This is a genomic window from Klebsiella planticola (assembly GCF_000783935.2).
GTDB lineage: Bacteria > Pseudomonadota > Gammaproteobacteria > Enterobacterales > Enterobacteriaceae > Klebsiella > Klebsiella planticola.
On record NZ_CP026047.1, the window covers coordinates 3,523,027 to 3,537,265 of the forward strand.

15 protein-coding genes are annotated in these 14,239 nt (G+C 51.9%); 6 read left to right on the forward strand and 9 right to left on the reverse strand.

What is annotated here, in order from left to right; all coding sequences use genetic code 11:
• Positions 1 to 10 precede the first annotated feature (10 nt).
• Both artJ and MC50_RS16995 read right to left on the reverse strand, forming a co-directional pair.
• Entirely contained in the window at positions 11 to 742 is a 732-nt protein-coding gene (artJ, locus tag MC50_RS16990; protein ID WP_032688661.1) for an arginine ABC transporter substrate-binding protein ArtJ, read from the reverse strand.
• Between the two features lie 103 nt (positions 743 to 845).
• A complete protein-coding gene (locus MC50_RS16995; protein WP_047664473.1) occupies positions 846 to 1,847 on the reverse strand; it encodes a KpsF/GutQ family sugar-phosphate isomerase in 1,002 nt (333 codons plus the stop codon).
• 171 nt (positions 1,848 to 2,018) lie between these two features.
• Between MC50_RS16995 and MC50_RS17000 the strand changes: the two genes are divergently transcribed.
• The 4 genes from MC50_RS17000 to MC50_RS17015 are packed head-to-tail and all read left to right on the forward strand — an operon-like array spanning position 2,019 to position 6,631.
• A complete protein-coding gene (locus MC50_RS17000) occupies positions 2,019 to 2,738 on the forward strand; it encodes a DeoR/GlpR family DNA-binding transcription regulator (RefSeq protein ID WP_047664475.1) in 720 nt (239 codons plus the stop codon).
• Positions 2,739 to 2,767: 29 nt separating this feature from the next.
• The gene (locus tag MC50_RS17005; protein ID WP_032688659.1) at positions 2,768 to 4,072 is read left to right on the forward strand and encodes a four-carbon acid sugar kinase family protein; all 1,305 of its coding nucleotides are present in this window, start codon (positions 2,768 to 2,770) and stop codon (positions 4,070 to 4,072) included.
• A gap of 18 nt (positions 4,073 to 4,090) precedes the next feature.
• The gene (gene pdxA / locus MC50_RS17010; RefSeq protein ID WP_047664478.1) at positions 4,091 to 5,086 is read left to right on the forward strand and encodes a 4-hydroxythreonine-4-phosphate dehydrogenase PdxA; all 996 of its coding nucleotides are present in this window, start codon (positions 4,091 to 4,093) and stop codon (positions 5,084 to 5,086) included.
• 48 nt (positions 5,087 to 5,134) lie between these two features.
• Positions 5,135 to 6,631, forward strand: coding sequence for a GntP family permease (locus tag MC50_RS17015; protein WP_080748446.1), 1,497 nt, complete (start codon positions 5,135 to 5,137; stop codon positions 6,629 to 6,631).
• 39 nt (positions 6,632 to 6,670) lie between these two features.
• Here the strand turns inward: MC50_RS17015 and artM are convergent, their stop codons facing one another.
• The 5 genes from artM to MC50_RS17040 all read right to left on the reverse strand — a co-directional run bounded on the left by artM (position 6,671) and on the right by MC50_RS17040 (position 10,283).
• Complete coding sequence (gene artM / locus MC50_RS17020; RefSeq protein ID WP_032688655.1) at positions 6,671 to 7,339, reverse strand: arginine ABC transporter permease ArtM; 669 nt, start codon at positions 7,337 to 7,339, stop codon at positions 6,671 to 6,673.
• Complete coding sequence (gene artQ / locus MC50_RS17025; RefSeq protein WP_032688654.1) at positions 7,339 to 8,055, reverse strand: arginine ABC transporter permease ArtQ; 717 nt, start codon at positions 8,053 to 8,055, stop codon at positions 7,339 to 7,341. Before artQ ends, artM begins: the two co-directional genes overlap by 1 nt.
• A gap of 6 nt (positions 8,056 to 8,061) precedes the next feature.
• Positions 8,062 to 8,793 (reverse strand): arginine ABC transporter substrate-binding protein ArtI, encoded by a 732-nt coding sequence (artI, locus tag MC50_RS17030; RefSeq protein WP_032688653.1) that lies wholly within the window; start codon positions 8,791 to 8,793, stop codon positions 8,062 to 8,064.
• 19 nt (positions 8,794 to 8,812) lie between these two features.
• Entirely contained in the window at positions 8,813 to 9,541 is a 729-nt protein-coding gene (gene artP, locus MC50_RS17035) for an arginine ABC transporter ATP-binding protein ArtP (protein WP_004859977.1), read from the reverse strand.
• Between the two features lie 223 nt (positions 9,542 to 9,764).
• Positions 9,765 to 10,283, reverse strand: coding sequence for a lipoprotein (locus MC50_RS17040; RefSeq protein ID WP_032688652.1), 519 nt, complete (start codon positions 10,281 to 10,283; stop codon positions 9,765 to 9,767).
• Positions 10,284 to 10,788: 505 nt separating this feature from the next.
• Between MC50_RS17040 and MC50_RS28670 the strand changes: the two genes are divergently transcribed.
• On the forward strand, positions 10,789 to 11,250 hold the full coding sequence (locus MC50_RS28670) for a hypothetical protein (RefSeq protein WP_052135787.1): 462 nt from the start codon (positions 10,789 to 10,791) through the stop codon (positions 11,248 to 11,250).
• 451 nt (positions 11,251 to 11,701) lie between these two features.
• Here MC50_RS28670 and yahO read toward each other — a convergent pair whose 3' ends face one another.
• Complete coding sequence (gene yahO / locus MC50_RS17050; RefSeq protein WP_032688756.1) at positions 11,702 to 11,974, reverse strand: DUF1471 family periplasmic protein YahO; 273 nt, start codon at positions 11,972 to 11,974, stop codon at positions 11,702 to 11,704.
• A 403-nt stretch (positions 11,975 to 12,377) separates the two neighbouring features.
• Between yahO and MC50_RS17055 the strand changes: the two genes are divergently transcribed.
• Positions 12,378 to 13,205 (forward strand): N-acetylmuramoyl-L-alanine amidase, encoded by an 828-nt coding sequence (locus MC50_RS17055; RefSeq protein ID WP_046852926.1) that lies wholly within the window; start codon positions 12,378 to 12,380, stop codon positions 13,203 to 13,205.
• A gap of 7 nt (positions 13,206 to 13,212) precedes the next feature.
• On the opposite strand, the gene MC50_RS17060 is transcribed toward MC50_RS17055, so the two are convergent.
• Positions 13,213 to 14,226 (reverse strand): NAD-dependent epimerase/dehydratase family protein, encoded by a 1,014-nt coding sequence (locus tag MC50_RS17060; RefSeq protein ID WP_032695647.1) that lies wholly within the window; start codon positions 14,224 to 14,226, stop codon positions 13,213 to 13,215.
• Positions 14,227 to 14,239 lie beyond the last annotated feature (13 nt).

The window sequence follows — 14,239 nt, forward strand, 5'->3', positions numbered from 1 at the left end:
CAGCCGGGGATTATTCCGGGAACCACTGGTGGCTGATTTTCTGATACGTGCCGTCCGCTTTAATCGCCTTCAGCGCGGTATTGAGTTTTTCCAGCAGCGCCTTGTTGTCCGGACGTACCGCGATGCCGAGGCCGGTGCCGAAGTATTGCGGATCGGTCACTTTCGGAGTGGCGACGCCCAGCTGCGGGTTGGTCTTCAGCCACTCATTCACCACGGCAGTATCGCCAAACACCCCGTCAATACGGCCATTTTTCAGGTCGATAATCGCATTCTGATAGCTGTCATAGGCGACGGTTTTAACTTCCGGATGTTTGTCCTGCAGGTATTTCTGGTGGGTGGTGCCGTTTTCCATACCAATACGTTTGCCTTTCAGATCGGCAAAGGAGTGGAAGGCGTCTTTTTTAGCGATAACCAGCGCCGAGTTAGCGTAGTACGGATCGGTAAATGCGACCTGTTTGCTGCGCTCCGGAGTAATGTCCATCCCGGAAATCACCGCGTCATATTTTTTAAATTTCAGCGCCGGGATCAGGCTATCGAAAGCGTGGTTGGTAAAGGTACAGTCAGCCTGCATCTGTTTGCACAGCGCTTTCGCCAGATCCAGATCGAAACCAACGATCTGATTGTTAGCATCCATGGATTCAAAAGGGGGGTAGGTTGCCGAAACGCCGAAGCTGATTTTCTCTGCCGCGGCCGCGTTAAATGCGGTAGCGGCGAACATTGCGGCTAACAGTAACTTCTTCATGCGTGTTGCTCCCGTCTGTCAATATTGTGGTCGTTCGTCGTTTCCTGACGTGGAATAACCATGCCAAAAAATGAATTTATATTCAATATAAATGTATTTTTATTTATTTTTCCGGCGGAAATATGCGCAGGAGATCGGTTAAATGGAGTAATCCGACAACCTGTTTGTCGTCGTTAATCACCGGTAGCACGGTAATGGGGGCCGGCTGGTGCTGCTCCATGATTCTGATCGCCTCATCAATCAACTGATGCTGACCAATGCAGGTCGCGAAAGGGTTCATCAGTTCCCTCACCGGAGTCTGTAAGAAGAGGTTGTTGTACATGATATAGCGGCGGATATCGCCGTCGGTAATGATGCCTTCCAGTTCATTGCGGCCATTAACAACCAGCGCTGCCCCCGAAAGATAGCGGGTCATGATGAACAGCGCATCCAGAATCGTCGACTCCCGACCGATCAGGCAGGCTTTTTCGCCGCTGCGCATCGCTTTCCCGACCGTTAATAGCCGCCTCCTGCCGAGTGAACCGCCGGGATGATAGAGGGCAAACTCCTCTTTGCTGAAGTTTCGTTCTTGCATCAGGGTTACGGCAAGGGCGTCTCCGATGGCCAACGCCAGCGTGGTGCTGGTTGTCGGGGCAAGATCCAGAGGGCAGCATTCATGCTCAACCTGTGAAGAAATAACAACGTCACTGTATTTTGCCAGCGGGGAATCAGGGGCGCCACATATCGCAATAATGGGCACGCCTGTTCGCTTGAGCGCGGGGAGCATATTGATGACTTCTGTCGTCTCGCCGCTGTTGGAGATGAGGATCACCACATCTTCGCGGCTGACTCTTCCCAGATCGCCATGCAACGCTTCGGCCGGGTGCAGATAAAATGAGGGCGTGCCGGTGCTGGCGAGGGTGGCCGAAATTTTATGCGCGATATAGCCGGGTTTGCCCATGGCGCTTAGCACCACCTTGCCTGGCGCATTTAATATAATATTTATCGCTTGTGCAAAATTATCATTAATATTAGAGGTTGCGCTAATAATTGCTTTGGCCTCTTCATGCAATACGTTACGGCCTCGATTAATTATTTCCGATGTATTTCTTGTTTTATTATTCATAACGAGTTCCTTTAGGCGTTTATCGTTATTATGGTAGGTCCGATCACAGTACTCTTTTTATTCTGTGATTGAGTGAATGAGCTGTGAATTTGTGATTTTATTCACATCTCCATATTTAAAAAACGGTTAGCTTAAAAATCGAGTGAAGCTAACACTCAGCGAGATAATGTCATGACACGCTATTCAAAAACGCAAAGGGTGCGTCGTATTATTGAGATGCTTGACGTTAATCATTCCACTACTATTAACCAGTTAGCTGAATACTTTACAGTTTCACATATGACCATTCGCCGTGATATTGAGGAACTCCAGAAGAACGGGCAGGTCAAGGTTATATTCGGTGGTCAAGTTATTAAGGGATTCATTAATGAAAGTCCAGAATATAAAGATAAAGCGCAACACCATATTGCATGGAAAAAGGAGATAGCGCTCCAGGCCTATAAACTCTTGCGTCCTGGAGAGATCGTCTTTATGGACGGTGGCACCACGGTGAAACAGCTGGCCTGGCTAATAGATATTCCACTGACGGTGATCACTAATGATATTTCTACTGCTTATATTCTGAATGACCGCCCCAACATTAAATTGCTTATTTGTCCAGGTGAGTTAGTCAGAGAAAGTCGCTCAGCCTATTGTACTGAGACGCTGCGTTACCTGAGCGAACATTATACCGACCTCGCTTTTATCGGCGCGGATGGTTTTGATGAGAATTATGGCGCAATGACCACCACGCAAAGTAAAGCGGACTGTAAGTGGATGGCAATGAGCCGCGCCGCAAAGTCAGTTCTGCTGGTGGATAAGAGTAAACACAATGTCTTCTGCCATTACAAAATAACCGATTTGGCGGAATTCAGTCAGGTCATCGTCAATAGCGATTCGCTGATGAGGTGACATCAACCCGATACGGAGAGGGAAGCACTGTGAAAATTGCAATAATTGCGGACGATTTAACCGGCGCAAATGCGACCGCCGCGCTGTTAAGTACCAAAGGGTTTACGACCATGACCTGTCTGGATAACGACGCGAAAGAGGCGGAGCGCTTTGACGTGGTTTCATTTTCTACAGATTCCCGCTCAGTTTCTTCTGCCGAAGCCTACAGGCGGGTAGCGGAATGCGTCGCGCGGATTAACCCGGAGCAGACGCTGATCAGTAAGCGCATTGATTCAACGCTGCGCGGTAATTTAGGCGCTGAAGTTGATGCGGTCATCGATAGCTTTCCCCATCTGATGGCTATCGTCGTCCCCGTTTATCCCTCCAGCGGGCGTATTTGCGTGGGAGGATCGCTGCTGGTGGACGGCATTCCGCTACAGAATACCGCAATGCGCAACGATCCTAAAAACCCAATGCTGGAATCGTCGGTGGTGGAGTTGTTCCGCCAGCAGACCAATAAAAATGTCAGTTATATTTGTCTGCGCGATGTGCTGCGTGGCGAAATCACGCTGACTAAAAAACTGAAGGAGTTGTATTGTGGCAACGTCCGGATTGTCATCATTGATGCGACAACCGGTGATGATATTCAGCAGATAGCGCAGGCGGTACAGAAAGCAAAAATTCCCTGTTTTTGCGTCGACCCCGGTGTGTTCACCGCGCAGCTGGCATGGTTAAAATTTTCATCCGGGCGCAGACGGACCAATAAAGTTTTTCTGGCCATTGGCAGTGTTTCTGATTTAACCCAGCGGCAAATAAAGAAATTACGCTACGAGCGCGAAGTCTATATTGAGACGCTGTCGGCAGAGGAGTTAATCAATTTTTCCCTTAACCCGGAAAGTGCCGCCCAGGTCGTTGATCGGTTAATTGATAAAACCCGGACCTTTGATGTTATAGGCATTGATTCTGTCGAGGCTCCTGAGCATATTTTCAGGCTGGATACTCTCGCTAAAAAATTCGCAGTCGACAATCATCAGGTCAGCTGCATGATTAATAGTGGTATCGCCGAAGTCGTCGCTCAGGTGTTGAAAAAAGAAAAATCGCCGATCAGCGGACTCTACGGCAGCGGCGGCGATGTGATGGTCAGTATTACCAGACGATTAAAAGGTAGCGGCGTAGTATTAAAAGACGAAGTTGAACCGCTGGCCGTCTATGGAAAGTTAGTCGGGGGATTGGCTGATGGGCTGCCGTTAATTACCAAAGGTGGATTTATCGGTAATGATAACACCCTGGTGCACTGTATTGATTATTTAGTGACTAAAGTATCGGGCAATACCGCCATTACCGAAACTGTGTAAATATAAAAGGAGTTAATTATGAGACCGTTGGTGGTTATTCCAATGGGGGATGCTGCTGGCATCGGCCCGGAGATTACCGTAAAAACCCTGGCCTCTGAGCACGCGCAACAATATGCCAGAATGGTCGTTGTCGGAAATATACATATTCTTGAACAGGCGCTGAAGTTTTCCGGCGTGTCGTTAGCTATTAACGTCATTACTGGTGTGAATGAGTATCTCGATCGGCCGGGATTAATGAATCTCATTGAGTGCGGGGATCTTAATATTGATGTGTTCCAACCGGGTGAGATTCAGGGGCAGTGCGGCAGGGCGGCCTATGACTGTATTGAGAAAGCGGTAAAGATGACGCTACGCGGCGACGTTGACGCGGTGGCGACGACCCCGATTAATAAGGAGTCACTGAGGGCCGGAGGCGTTGATTTTATTGGCCACACCGAGATATTTGCTCATCTCACGGATACCCGCGATCCGCTGACTTTGTTTCAGGTGCGCACGCTGCGGGTTTTCTTCCTGACGCGTCATCTCTCTCTGGTGGAGGCGATCCGCAGCCTGACGCCGGAGAAAGTGTGCGATTACGCGGTGCGCTGTACCCGCGCGCTGCAGCAGCTTGGCGTGCCGCAGCCCAAACTGGTGGTGGCTGCGATTAATCCCCACGGCGGCGAACACGGTCTGTTTGGCCATGAGGATGATGAAGTCCTGTTGCCGGGTATTGAGCTTGCGCGCGAACAAGGTATCGCGATTGAGGGGCCAAAACCGGCCGACAGCGTGTTCCATTTTGCTCTGCTGGGGGCATGGGATGCCGTACTGTCGCCGTACCATGACCAGGGGCATATCGCCACCAAAATGGTGGACTTCCACCGCACCATTTCTATCACCAGCGGCATGCCTGTCCTGCGAACCTCCGTTGATCACGGTACGGCAAATGATATTGCGGGTAAGGGGATTGCCGATCCGGTTAGCCTGATTGAAGCGGTCAGGCTGGCTGCACTCTACGCGCCCTATTACAAAAAATAATAACCTGAGGCGGGCGTGACGCCCGCCGCTCAATAATCCGAGGTGAGTATGTCTGATAAACCAGTGGAAGCCGCCGCGGCGGGAATGAGTCCGGCATTGAAGGGGGTATTAGTTCTTGGCATTGGGTTAATCATTTTTAATCCTGGAAGTACCAGCGGGGAGGAGCTCGACAGTTTCCGCGTGATTGGTGGGCTGCTGGTCGCAATAGCGGCACTGCTCTTTATGATCCTTAAAACGCGCATTCCGGCATTTCCCGCCTTGATCATTGCCGCGGTGATTACCGGTTCGTTAGGCGGGATGAAAAGCGAAATGATGATCGCTTCTGTTACCCGGGGCTTTGGTGGGACGCTAGGGAATATCGGTATCGTGATTGGCTTTGGCGTGATGATGGGATCGCTGTTGCAGATGAGCGGGGCCTCAAAGCGCATGGCGATTTCGTTTATCAACCTGCTGGGCAAGGGGCGCGAGGAGCTGGCGCTGGTGATGATCGGTCTAATCGTCTCAATGGCCGTATTCTGTGATTCGGCATTTATCGTTCTGGTACCGTTGGTTAAGGCGATCTCCCGTTCAACGGGGAAATCGGTGGTAGGGTTAGGGGCAACGCTTGCGGCCGGACTGGTGATCAGTCATAGCATGATCCCGCCCGCCGTTGGTCCGTTTGGCGTGGTATCACAGTTCAATATGCCTATTGGCCGCTTTATGCTCTGGAGTATGGTCGTGGCGGTACCGGTAGCGATAGCCGGATTCCTGTATACCCGACGACTTGGCAACGCTATTTTCCTGATCCCGACGGAAGACGGCAGTGGATTTACCCGTGAACGCCCCGTTTCCGCAAAGGAAAGTGTGCAGCAGGAGGAATCTCTGCCGGGCACAGTGATTTCGTTTGCTCCGCTGATGGTGCCGATTGTGCTTATTCTGCTGGCCACCTTCTTCAAGGAGTTCGGCTATATTGAGCCCGAGAGTCATGCGTGGCAGCAGTCGTTAGTGCAGATGGTCATCGCAATCGGTCATCCGGTGACGGCGGTGGGGACCGGGTTACTGATCGCCATTATTGGGCTGGGCAGCCGTTACGAGCGTAAAGAAGTGACCCAAAACATGGAAAATGCGATTCGTTCGGCGGGGATCATTTTTCTGGTTATCGGCGGGGGAGGGGCGCTGGGGATGGTGCTGCGTGATTCTGGTGCCGGTAATATGATCGCCGATTACATTATCCAGACAGGCGTGCCGGGCGTCTTGCTGCCGCTGACCATTTCGACGCTGGTGCGCTTAATTCAGGGGTCTGGTACGGTGGCGATGATTACCGCTGCAAGTATTACCGCCCCGATGATCGGGACGTTAGGCGTGGATCCTGTTATTGCTGGCCTGGGCTGTACGGTTGGCTCCTTCATGTTTTCCTACTTTAACGACGCCTATTTTTGGGTCGTCAACCGCTCGCTTGGCGTGACTGAAGTTCAGGAACAGATCAAGGTGTGGAGTATCACCTCAACTATCCTCTGGGCGACCGGGTCGGTCACCTTACTGCTGATTAACGCGCTGTTCTTTTAAGGAATAAAAAAAGGGATCCCAACGGGATCCCTTTTGGGGTTAGTTCCGTCGTTCAAACGCCAGCGCTTTACGCTCCACTAACCGCATCAGCAGCGTCAGAAGACCGTTGACGATGAGATAGACAATACCGGCCGCGCCAAACACCATCACGTCGTAGGTACGTCCGTACAGCAGCTGGCCGTGCCCCATGACTTCCATCAGCGTAATGGTGTAAGCCAGAGAGGTACTTTTGAACACCAGCACCACCTCGTTGGAATAAGAAGAGAGGGCGCGTTTAAAGGCGTACGGCAGCAGAATCGCCAGCGTGTCTTTCTTGCTCATGCCCAGCGCGCTGCAGGATTGCCACTGGCCGTCAGGGATGGCGCGGATCGCACCATAAAACAGCTGGGTGGTGTAGGCTGCGCTGTTGAGGGACAGGGCTATCATGGCGCACAGCCAGGGTTCAGAAATCAGATGCCACAGCACCGGGTAGTTCTGCAAAGAGGGGAACTGACCTGGACCATAGTAAATCAGGAAGATCTGCACCAGCAGCGGCGTACCGGTAAATAAGGTGATGTAAGCGCGAACAATCCACACCAGTACCGGCGTTTTCAGCGTCAGGACGATGGTGAAAACCAGCGCCAGAATCAGCGCCACGACGATCGAAGCCGCCGTCAGCGTCAGGCTGGTATGCAGCCCTTTCAGCAGTTCGGGTAAATAATCGAGCATCAGCCTGGTCTCCGTTCGAAGCGCGTCGCACGCTGGTCAATACGTTTGAGGATGTACTGACTGAGCAGGGTGATGACCAGATAGATCGCCGCCGCGATGATGTACCAGTTAAACGGCTCCTGGGTGCGCGTGGCGATGCTTTTGGTTTGCAGCATCAGATCGTTGACGCTGATTAAACTGACCAGCGCGGTATCTTTCAGCAGAACCAGCCACTGGTTGCCGAGGCCCGGCAACGCATGACGCCACATTTGCGGCATCACCAGACGGAAGAAGATCGCCCCTTTCGATAGCCCCAGCGCCTGGCCGGACTCCCACTGTCCCTGAGGTACCGCCTTAAGCGCTCCGCGCAGAGTTTGCGAGGCGTAAGCGGCGTAAAGCAGGGACAACGCGATGGCGCCGCACAGGAACGGACTGACGTCGAAGTTTTCAATCTGCATCTGTACCGGAATCTGCACAAAGCCAAGATTGATCGTAAAACCGTCGGAGAGCGTAAGCAGCAGCTGTGAGGAGCCGAAATAGATAAACAGGACCACCAGAATCTCCGGTAGTCCACGCAGAACCGTGACCACGCCGGTTGCGAGCCATGCCAGCGGGCGCCATTTCACTGACTCCAGCACGGCAAACAGCATCGCCAGCACAAGGCCGATGATGAGCGCGCAAACGGCAAGGCCGACGGTCATCCCGGCGGCACTTGCTAATGGAAAAATTTCATTCATTTAGCGTTACTTCTGAAACCATTTGCTATAGATGGTCTGGTAAGTCCCATCTTTTTTCACTTTTTCCAGCGCAGCATTAAATTTCTGCTGCAGTTCGGTATTGCCCTGACGAAGCGCAATGCCCAGACCGGTACCGAAGTAGTCTTTATCGGTGACTTTATCGCCCACCGCGGCCAGCTTCGGATTGCTTTTCAGCCACTCGGTGACGACGGCATTATCGCCAAACACGGCATCAATACGGCCATTTTGCAGATCCAGCTTCGCATTCTGGTAGCTGTCGTATGGCACGGTGGTGATTTCAGGGTGTTTGTCGTTAATAAATTTCTGGTGCGTGGTCCCGTTCTGGACGCCGACTTTTTTGCCTTTCAGCTGTTCGAGGCTGGTGTATTTACCCTGCTGGCCGACAAACAGCGCCGAGTTTTCGTAGTAAGGGGTCGTGAACAGCACCTGTTTTTCACGCTCAGGCGTGATATCCATCCCGGCCATCACCGCATCGACGCGGCGGAATTTGAGGCTGGGGATCAGGCTGTCGAAGGCCTGGTTGGTAAAGGTGCAGGTGGCATCAATTTCTTTACACAGCGCGTTGGCCAGATCGACATCAAAACCGACAATTTTATTGTTGGCATCAATCGATTCAAACGGAGGGTAGGAGGCCTCAGTGGCGAAACGAATGGTCTGGGCGGCAGTAGCTGACAGGCTCATGCTGGCCAGGATCGCGGCAATCAGTACTTTTTTCATCGTCATTTCCCCGAAAACATCAATGTGAAAGATAGTTTTTAAACGCGTCGGTCTGAGGATGCGTAAAGCAGCTGGCATCCCCTTGTTCAATGATGTGACCATTTTCCATATACACCACCCGGCTTGCCGTTTTACGCGCCACTTCCACTTCGTGGGTGACGATAACCTGCGTAATGCCGGTACCGGCCAGTTCGCGGATAATGCTGACGATCTGAGCGGTGATTTCCGGGTCGAGTGCGGCGGTAGGTTCATCAAACAGCAGAACCTGAGGTTCCATCATCAGCGCCCGCGCAATGGCGACGCGCTGCTGCTGGCCACCGGAAAGATGCAGCGGATAGCGATCGCTGTAGGGCTTGAGACGAAGACGTTCCAGCAGTTTTTCGGCGCGAGCGAGCGCCATGTCTTTACTTAACCCCAGCACGCGGCAGGGGGCTTCAATCAGGTTTTGCTGCACCGTCAGGTGCGGCCACAGATTATACTGTTGGAAAACCATACCCACGTTCTGGCGCAGCTCACGAATGGCTTTGTCAGAAGGCGCTTTGGTAAAGTCGAAGTGGTTACCGGCGATATGTAATGTCCCGGAACGCGGCATTTCCAGCAGGTTGAGTACGCGAAGCAGCGAGCTTTTCCCGGCGCCACTGGGGCCGAGCAGCACCAGCGTTTCCCCCTGCGGGCAATCCAGCGTGATGTCGAACAGCGCCTGATGCGCGCCGTAGAAGCAGTTAATGCCGTTTAGTTTAATACTCATCTGGGCTGTCTGATACGAATAGCTATTGAGGCCGCAAATACTACCTTTGACAGAATAGTTATGCAATATTTATGCGTTAAAAGTTAAATGTAAACCACATTTACCTCTAAACTTAGCACAAAATATGGGTTCGTGGGGTGGGGAGGCACAAATGTCGGCATAACCTGGAGAAATACCGACATTTTACCGGGGTTATCGTTTCAGCGGCGTGGGTTCCACGCCCTTATCCGCGTTTTTCAAGACTCTGTTGCAGGGAACCGGCCGGGGCATGGGAGTTAATGCCAAGATAACGCACGTCGTCGACGGCCCAGCACTGGCCTTCCTGAATCATCAGCACTTCATCCTGCCAGCTTTGACTGCCCTGTTTTAAATCGACGCGCAGAGGGATATTGCGGGCATCGCGGTTTGGAATGGTCGAGGCGCTGGCCACGCTGGCGCTATCGGCCGGGGTTGTCGAGCTGGAGAAGAGGTTCGATTGCAGCAGCGAGCTGCGTGACGGATCCTGGCGGGCATCGTTTAACAGTTTGGCCAGATCGTCGCTGAGATAAGGACGCAGGGCCGTCAGGTCGTTGTTCCGATGCTGGACCTGATAATCGTAAAATTTCTGCGCCACCTCATCCGGCCCACCTTCGATGCAGGCCCCGCTGCGGGTGCCATTATCTTTATAGGCGGGTGTGACGGTGGTACAGGCACTCAGCGCGAGCGCGCACGGGATAATAAAAGCAACGAGTTTGTAGCGCATGATGATTTCCTTATAAGCTCACTACGTTATTAGTTTCTGTTCAAGCATAGCGTACTGGCTCCGGAATGTGCTTGACTCTTAGAGCTCAGGCAATACATTTTTCCCCAAGTGTATTTTGGCCCATGCGTTGTCAGCGATCGCGCTATTTTTTATCAGCGATCACACGCTATTTATTTTCGCCAATACAATCTGTTTTCCGTAAAATGAAAACTATATATCTGCTTAAATATTCAATAATCAGGCGCGATAGGATTTATATTTAAAATAGAGCTCCTGTCTCCTCAGGCTATGGTATTTGCCATTTCAGAACCAGGCAGTGCTCACCCTCCTCACGTACTCCCTGTCGGTGTCCGGACGGGCGGCAACAATTACACCTGCCGGGATAAGCTCTAAGCACAGCCCGCCGCTGCAATGGTATTATTATTTAATAGCAAATAATAAACTCCAGTGCGGGCGAAATTATTACCTCGCTTTGTGAAAAAAAACGACCGGACGGTGAACCGGGATGATGATTATGCGGTATATTTTTCCGATGCCGGCAGGCAGCACTATTGGTTCGACGGGTTTAAGGGGCATGACGTCCATGTTGAGAGTCTGGCCGTATCGGTGTCTGATAATATGCAAACGGGAAAATTCCTCGTTTCCCGCCGGCTCGGGATGGAAAGCCAAACTGTGCACTATAAAAATATGGCAAGATCATATCAGAATCGATTTCTTTAACGCCATTAACGATTCGCTGCATATTATTGATGGCAATACTTTGCCCTTAAAGGGAAATTGCGCTCATATTTCCCCATTCCAGGCGCGTGAACTCACCAGTCAGGAGCGTGTATTCCTATTGCGTTTAATTGTGTATGAGTTCGTAAGGCGGCGCCCGTCAAATCCTGTGGCAGGCATCACGCTGGATGAAGCGCTTGCACTTCTCTACGGCAGGCTGGCGATCCCCGCAGCGCTGGGGCGAGAGTAAAGGCATCTTGCGCCCGCGCCGTCTGGCAGACTCCCGCCAGATCGACATCTTCCGTACCGATTTCATAAAACCGAGTGCACTCGTGTGCGCACCACTGCTACAGACCAACCCAGAGAAGCTCGATATGACTTTTTTCCTTGGCCGCCTGCCAGCTGCAGGGTTGTAAATTTTAGTCTCGTTTTTATGTCCGCAAAGTATAGCCAACTCGCCGGCGCCAGAATGAACTTCGGTTGTTAAACATCATTTCGTGGCGTGGTACCACAATCATTTCGGCGGAATTTAAAATGTGTGGATCTGAATTTGAGTATGCTGGTCTTGCGCGGGGCGCTATCTGATAATGATATGCAGGGGCTGTAAATATTAAATGCTATCTAAAAATAAACCTTGTCAGGAATACACAAGGGGGATTATCGCCATTTGGCGATAATCCCCCTTCAGAAAGAAAAGTTAATTATTTTTTCTTATAAATATTGGCAGAAACATGAAGTTTCTTGTCGGTGTTGCCGGAAGACAGAACGACAACATCAGCACCTTTTTCTTCAGCTTTTTTCAGCAACTCTGCACGCGCATCGCCAGGAGCGGTCTGGCCTGTAGAGGAAATGGTACCCACTTTTTGATACTGGGTCTGCACTTTGGCGAAATCTTCTTTGGACAAAATTTCCGCTGAGAATGCGTTTGCGGTTAAAAACAATGCTGCACCTGCCACTAAAGCTGCATATTTCATATTTTTAATCTCCATTGTTTAACTTGCTATCATCATGCCCTTGTTTTAACTAACCAATGAGCGGCTCCAGATTGAATCAAGTGAATTTTTTTTCAAGCTAAATACTACAAAACTATGATCGCTAACTCGTGTACTGATAAGGAAAAGATGACTCCGGGTTTATGATTTGTGGCGTCTTTTTTCAAAAGAGTAGTTAAGACTCTACTTAATCTCATTTTAAACAGTGGTTAGTATAAATTTACCTTATGTATTAAGGCTGTGAAATTTGCAAAATGGCACCGGCAGACAGCGTTGAGTTCATGGTTTATCATGAGTCAAGCCGCTATCGACATTGGCGGAAGGTGGTTTATATAAGGATCTGACTGATGGCCCGACTCACCGTATGTTGCGGGATGACCTCCCGATGAAACGTTCTGGACTTATCGCGCTCTTACTGCTGCTGGCCGGTTGTAGCGCAGAAAAAGGGATTATTGACCGCGACGGTTACCAGCTCGATACCCGCCATCCGGCGCAGGCAGCCTACCCGAGAGTGAAAGTCTTAGTCATTCACTATACCGCCGATGACTTTGACGTTTCCCTGGCGACCCTGACGGACAATCAGGTCAGCTCCCACTATCTGATCCCCGAGCAGCCGCCGCTGTATCAGGGCAAACCGCGGATCTGGCAACTGGTGCCGGAACAAGATTTGGCCTGGCATGCCGGGATTAGCTTCTGGCGCGGCAGTACACGCATTAACGATACGTCTATTGGCATTGAACTGGAGAACCGCGGCTGGCAGAAGAGCGTGGGGGGGAAAAGCTTTACACCGTTCAACCCGGCACAGATTAACGCACTGATTCCGTTGGCAAAAGATATTATTTCCCGCTACCACATTGCGCCGCAAAACGTGGTTGCCCACGCCGATATTGCCCCGCAGCGTAAGGACGACCCCGGGCCGTTATTCCCATGGCGGCAGCTGGCCGGGCAAGGTATTGGCGCATGGCCGGATGCCAGTCGGGTGGCGTTTTATCTCAACGGTCGGCCATCGTATCAACCGGTTGATAGCGCTGAACTGCTGGATACGCTCTCCCGCTATGGCTATCAGGTCACGCCAGAGATGACCCCGGCGCAACAGAAACGAGTCATTATGGCCTTTCAGATGCACTTCCGCCCGGCGCGCTGGGATGGCGTCGCCGATGCTGAAACCCAGGCCATCGCCGATGCGCTGCTGGAAAAGTATGGCCAGGGATAACCTGAGGCTAGCGGTGTAATTTCCCGTGGTCCTTCAGCCAGGCGGCGGTGCGAATAATGCCGTCATCCAGCGTGACCACGGGTTGATAGCCCAGCTCTTGCTGAGCGCGGGAGATATCGAGGGTAAAATCAAAGTTCAGCTTGGAGACGCCGTAGTGGGTAAAGGCGGGTTCCCTGGCGGACTTGTTGCCAAAATGCTCCATACTGCGGGCGATAATATCCAGCATCGGGTAGGGCACTGAGCGGATCCGGCATTTAATGCCCAGTTCATCAATCAGCTTCTGCACGATGCTGTGCAGCGTGCGCGGTTCGCCGTTGGTGATATTCCAGGCGCGGCCAGAGGGCAAATGATCGCACTGTGGCTGGCTGGCGAGCCACATCGCATGTACCGCATTTTCATAATAGGTCATATCAACCAGCGCGCTGCCGCCGCGCGGAAGCAGGACGCTACCGTAGTGCTGCATCATTTGCGCCAGGCGAGGAATAAACACTTTATCATGGGGGCCGAACAGGCTTTGCGGACGCAGAATGGTAAAGCGGGTGTTGGGGTTCGCCTGGGCCAGCAGATGAATGACCTCTTCGCTGGCCGCCTTGCTGCGGGCAAATTCATTGGCGAAACGCTGCGGACGGAAATCTTCCTGCACATCGCGATGATGGTGATAATCAAAGTAGAGCGACGGGGAGGAGATATGAACGAAATTACGCACGCCCCAGGCAACGGCCCACTCTCCGAGACGGCGGGTAGCCCGCACGTTAGCGAGATCAAAAGCCTGCTGTGTACCCCAGGGAGAGGTAAAGCTTGAACAGTGCCACAGGGTATCGATACCGGCGAGCATCACTTTGGCCTGCGAAGAAACCAGTTCGGTTAAATCAGCAGGCACAAACTCGGCGCCCATTTTGCTCAGAAGCTTGCCCATCGCTTCATTACGCCCGGTGGCTCTGACGCTGATGCCTTGATGACGCAGATATTCCACCGCGTTGCGGCCTAATCCGCTGGTCGCACCGGTAACCAGTACCTTCATATCAACCTACTGT

Coding starts and splice junctions, on each gene's coding strand:
- MC50_RS17015 (WP_080748446.1), top strand. CDS start 5,135: ATGTCTGATAAACCAGTGGAAGCCGCCGCGGCGGGAATGAGTCCGGCA.
- MC50_RS17055 (WP_046852926.1), top strand. CDS start 12,378: ATGAAACGTTCTGGACTTATCGCGCTCTTACTGCTGCTGGCCGGTTGT.
- artP (WP_004859977.1), bottom strand. CDS start 9,541: ATGAGTATTAAACTAAACGGCATTAACTGCTTCTACGGCGCGCATCAG.
- MC50_RS28670 (WP_052135787.1), top strand. CDS start 10,789: ATGATGATTATGCGGTATATTTTTCCGATGCCGGCAGGCAGCACTATT.
- MC50_RS17040 (WP_032688652.1), bottom strand. CDS start 10,283: ATGCGCTACAAACTCGTTGCTTTTATTATCCCGTGCGCGCTCGCGCTG.
- artI (WP_032688653.1), bottom strand. CDS start 8,793: ATGAAAAAAGTACTGATTGCCGCGATCCTGGCCAGCATGAGCCTGTCA.
- MC50_RS17060 (WP_032695647.1), bottom strand. CDS start 14,226: ATGAAGGTACTGGTTACCGGTGCGACCAGCGGATTAGGCCGCAACGCG.
- yahO (WP_032688756.1), bottom strand. CDS start 11,974: ATGAAATATGCAGCTTTAGTGGCAGGTGCAGCATTGTTTTTAACCGCA.
- pdxA (WP_047664478.1), top strand. CDS start 4,091: ATGAGACCGTTGGTGGTTATTCCAATGGGGGATGCTGCTGGCATCGGC.
- artQ (WP_032688654.1), bottom strand. CDS start 8,055: ATGAATGAAATTTTTCCATTAGCAAGTGCCGCCGGGATGACCGTCGGC.
- MC50_RS17000 (WP_047664475.1), top strand. CDS start 2,019: ATGACACGCTATTCAAAAACGCAAAGGGTGCGTCGTATTATTGAGATG.
- artM (WP_032688655.1), bottom strand. CDS start 7,339: ATGCTCGATTATTTACCCGAACTGCTGAAAGGGCTGCATACCAGCCTG.
- MC50_RS16995 (WP_047664473.1), bottom strand. CDS start 1,847: ATGAATAATAAAACAAGAAATACATCGGAAATAATTAATCGAGGCCGT.
- artJ (WP_032688661.1), bottom strand. CDS start 742: ATGAAGAAGTTACTGTTAGCCGCAATGTTCGCCGCTACCGCATTTAAC.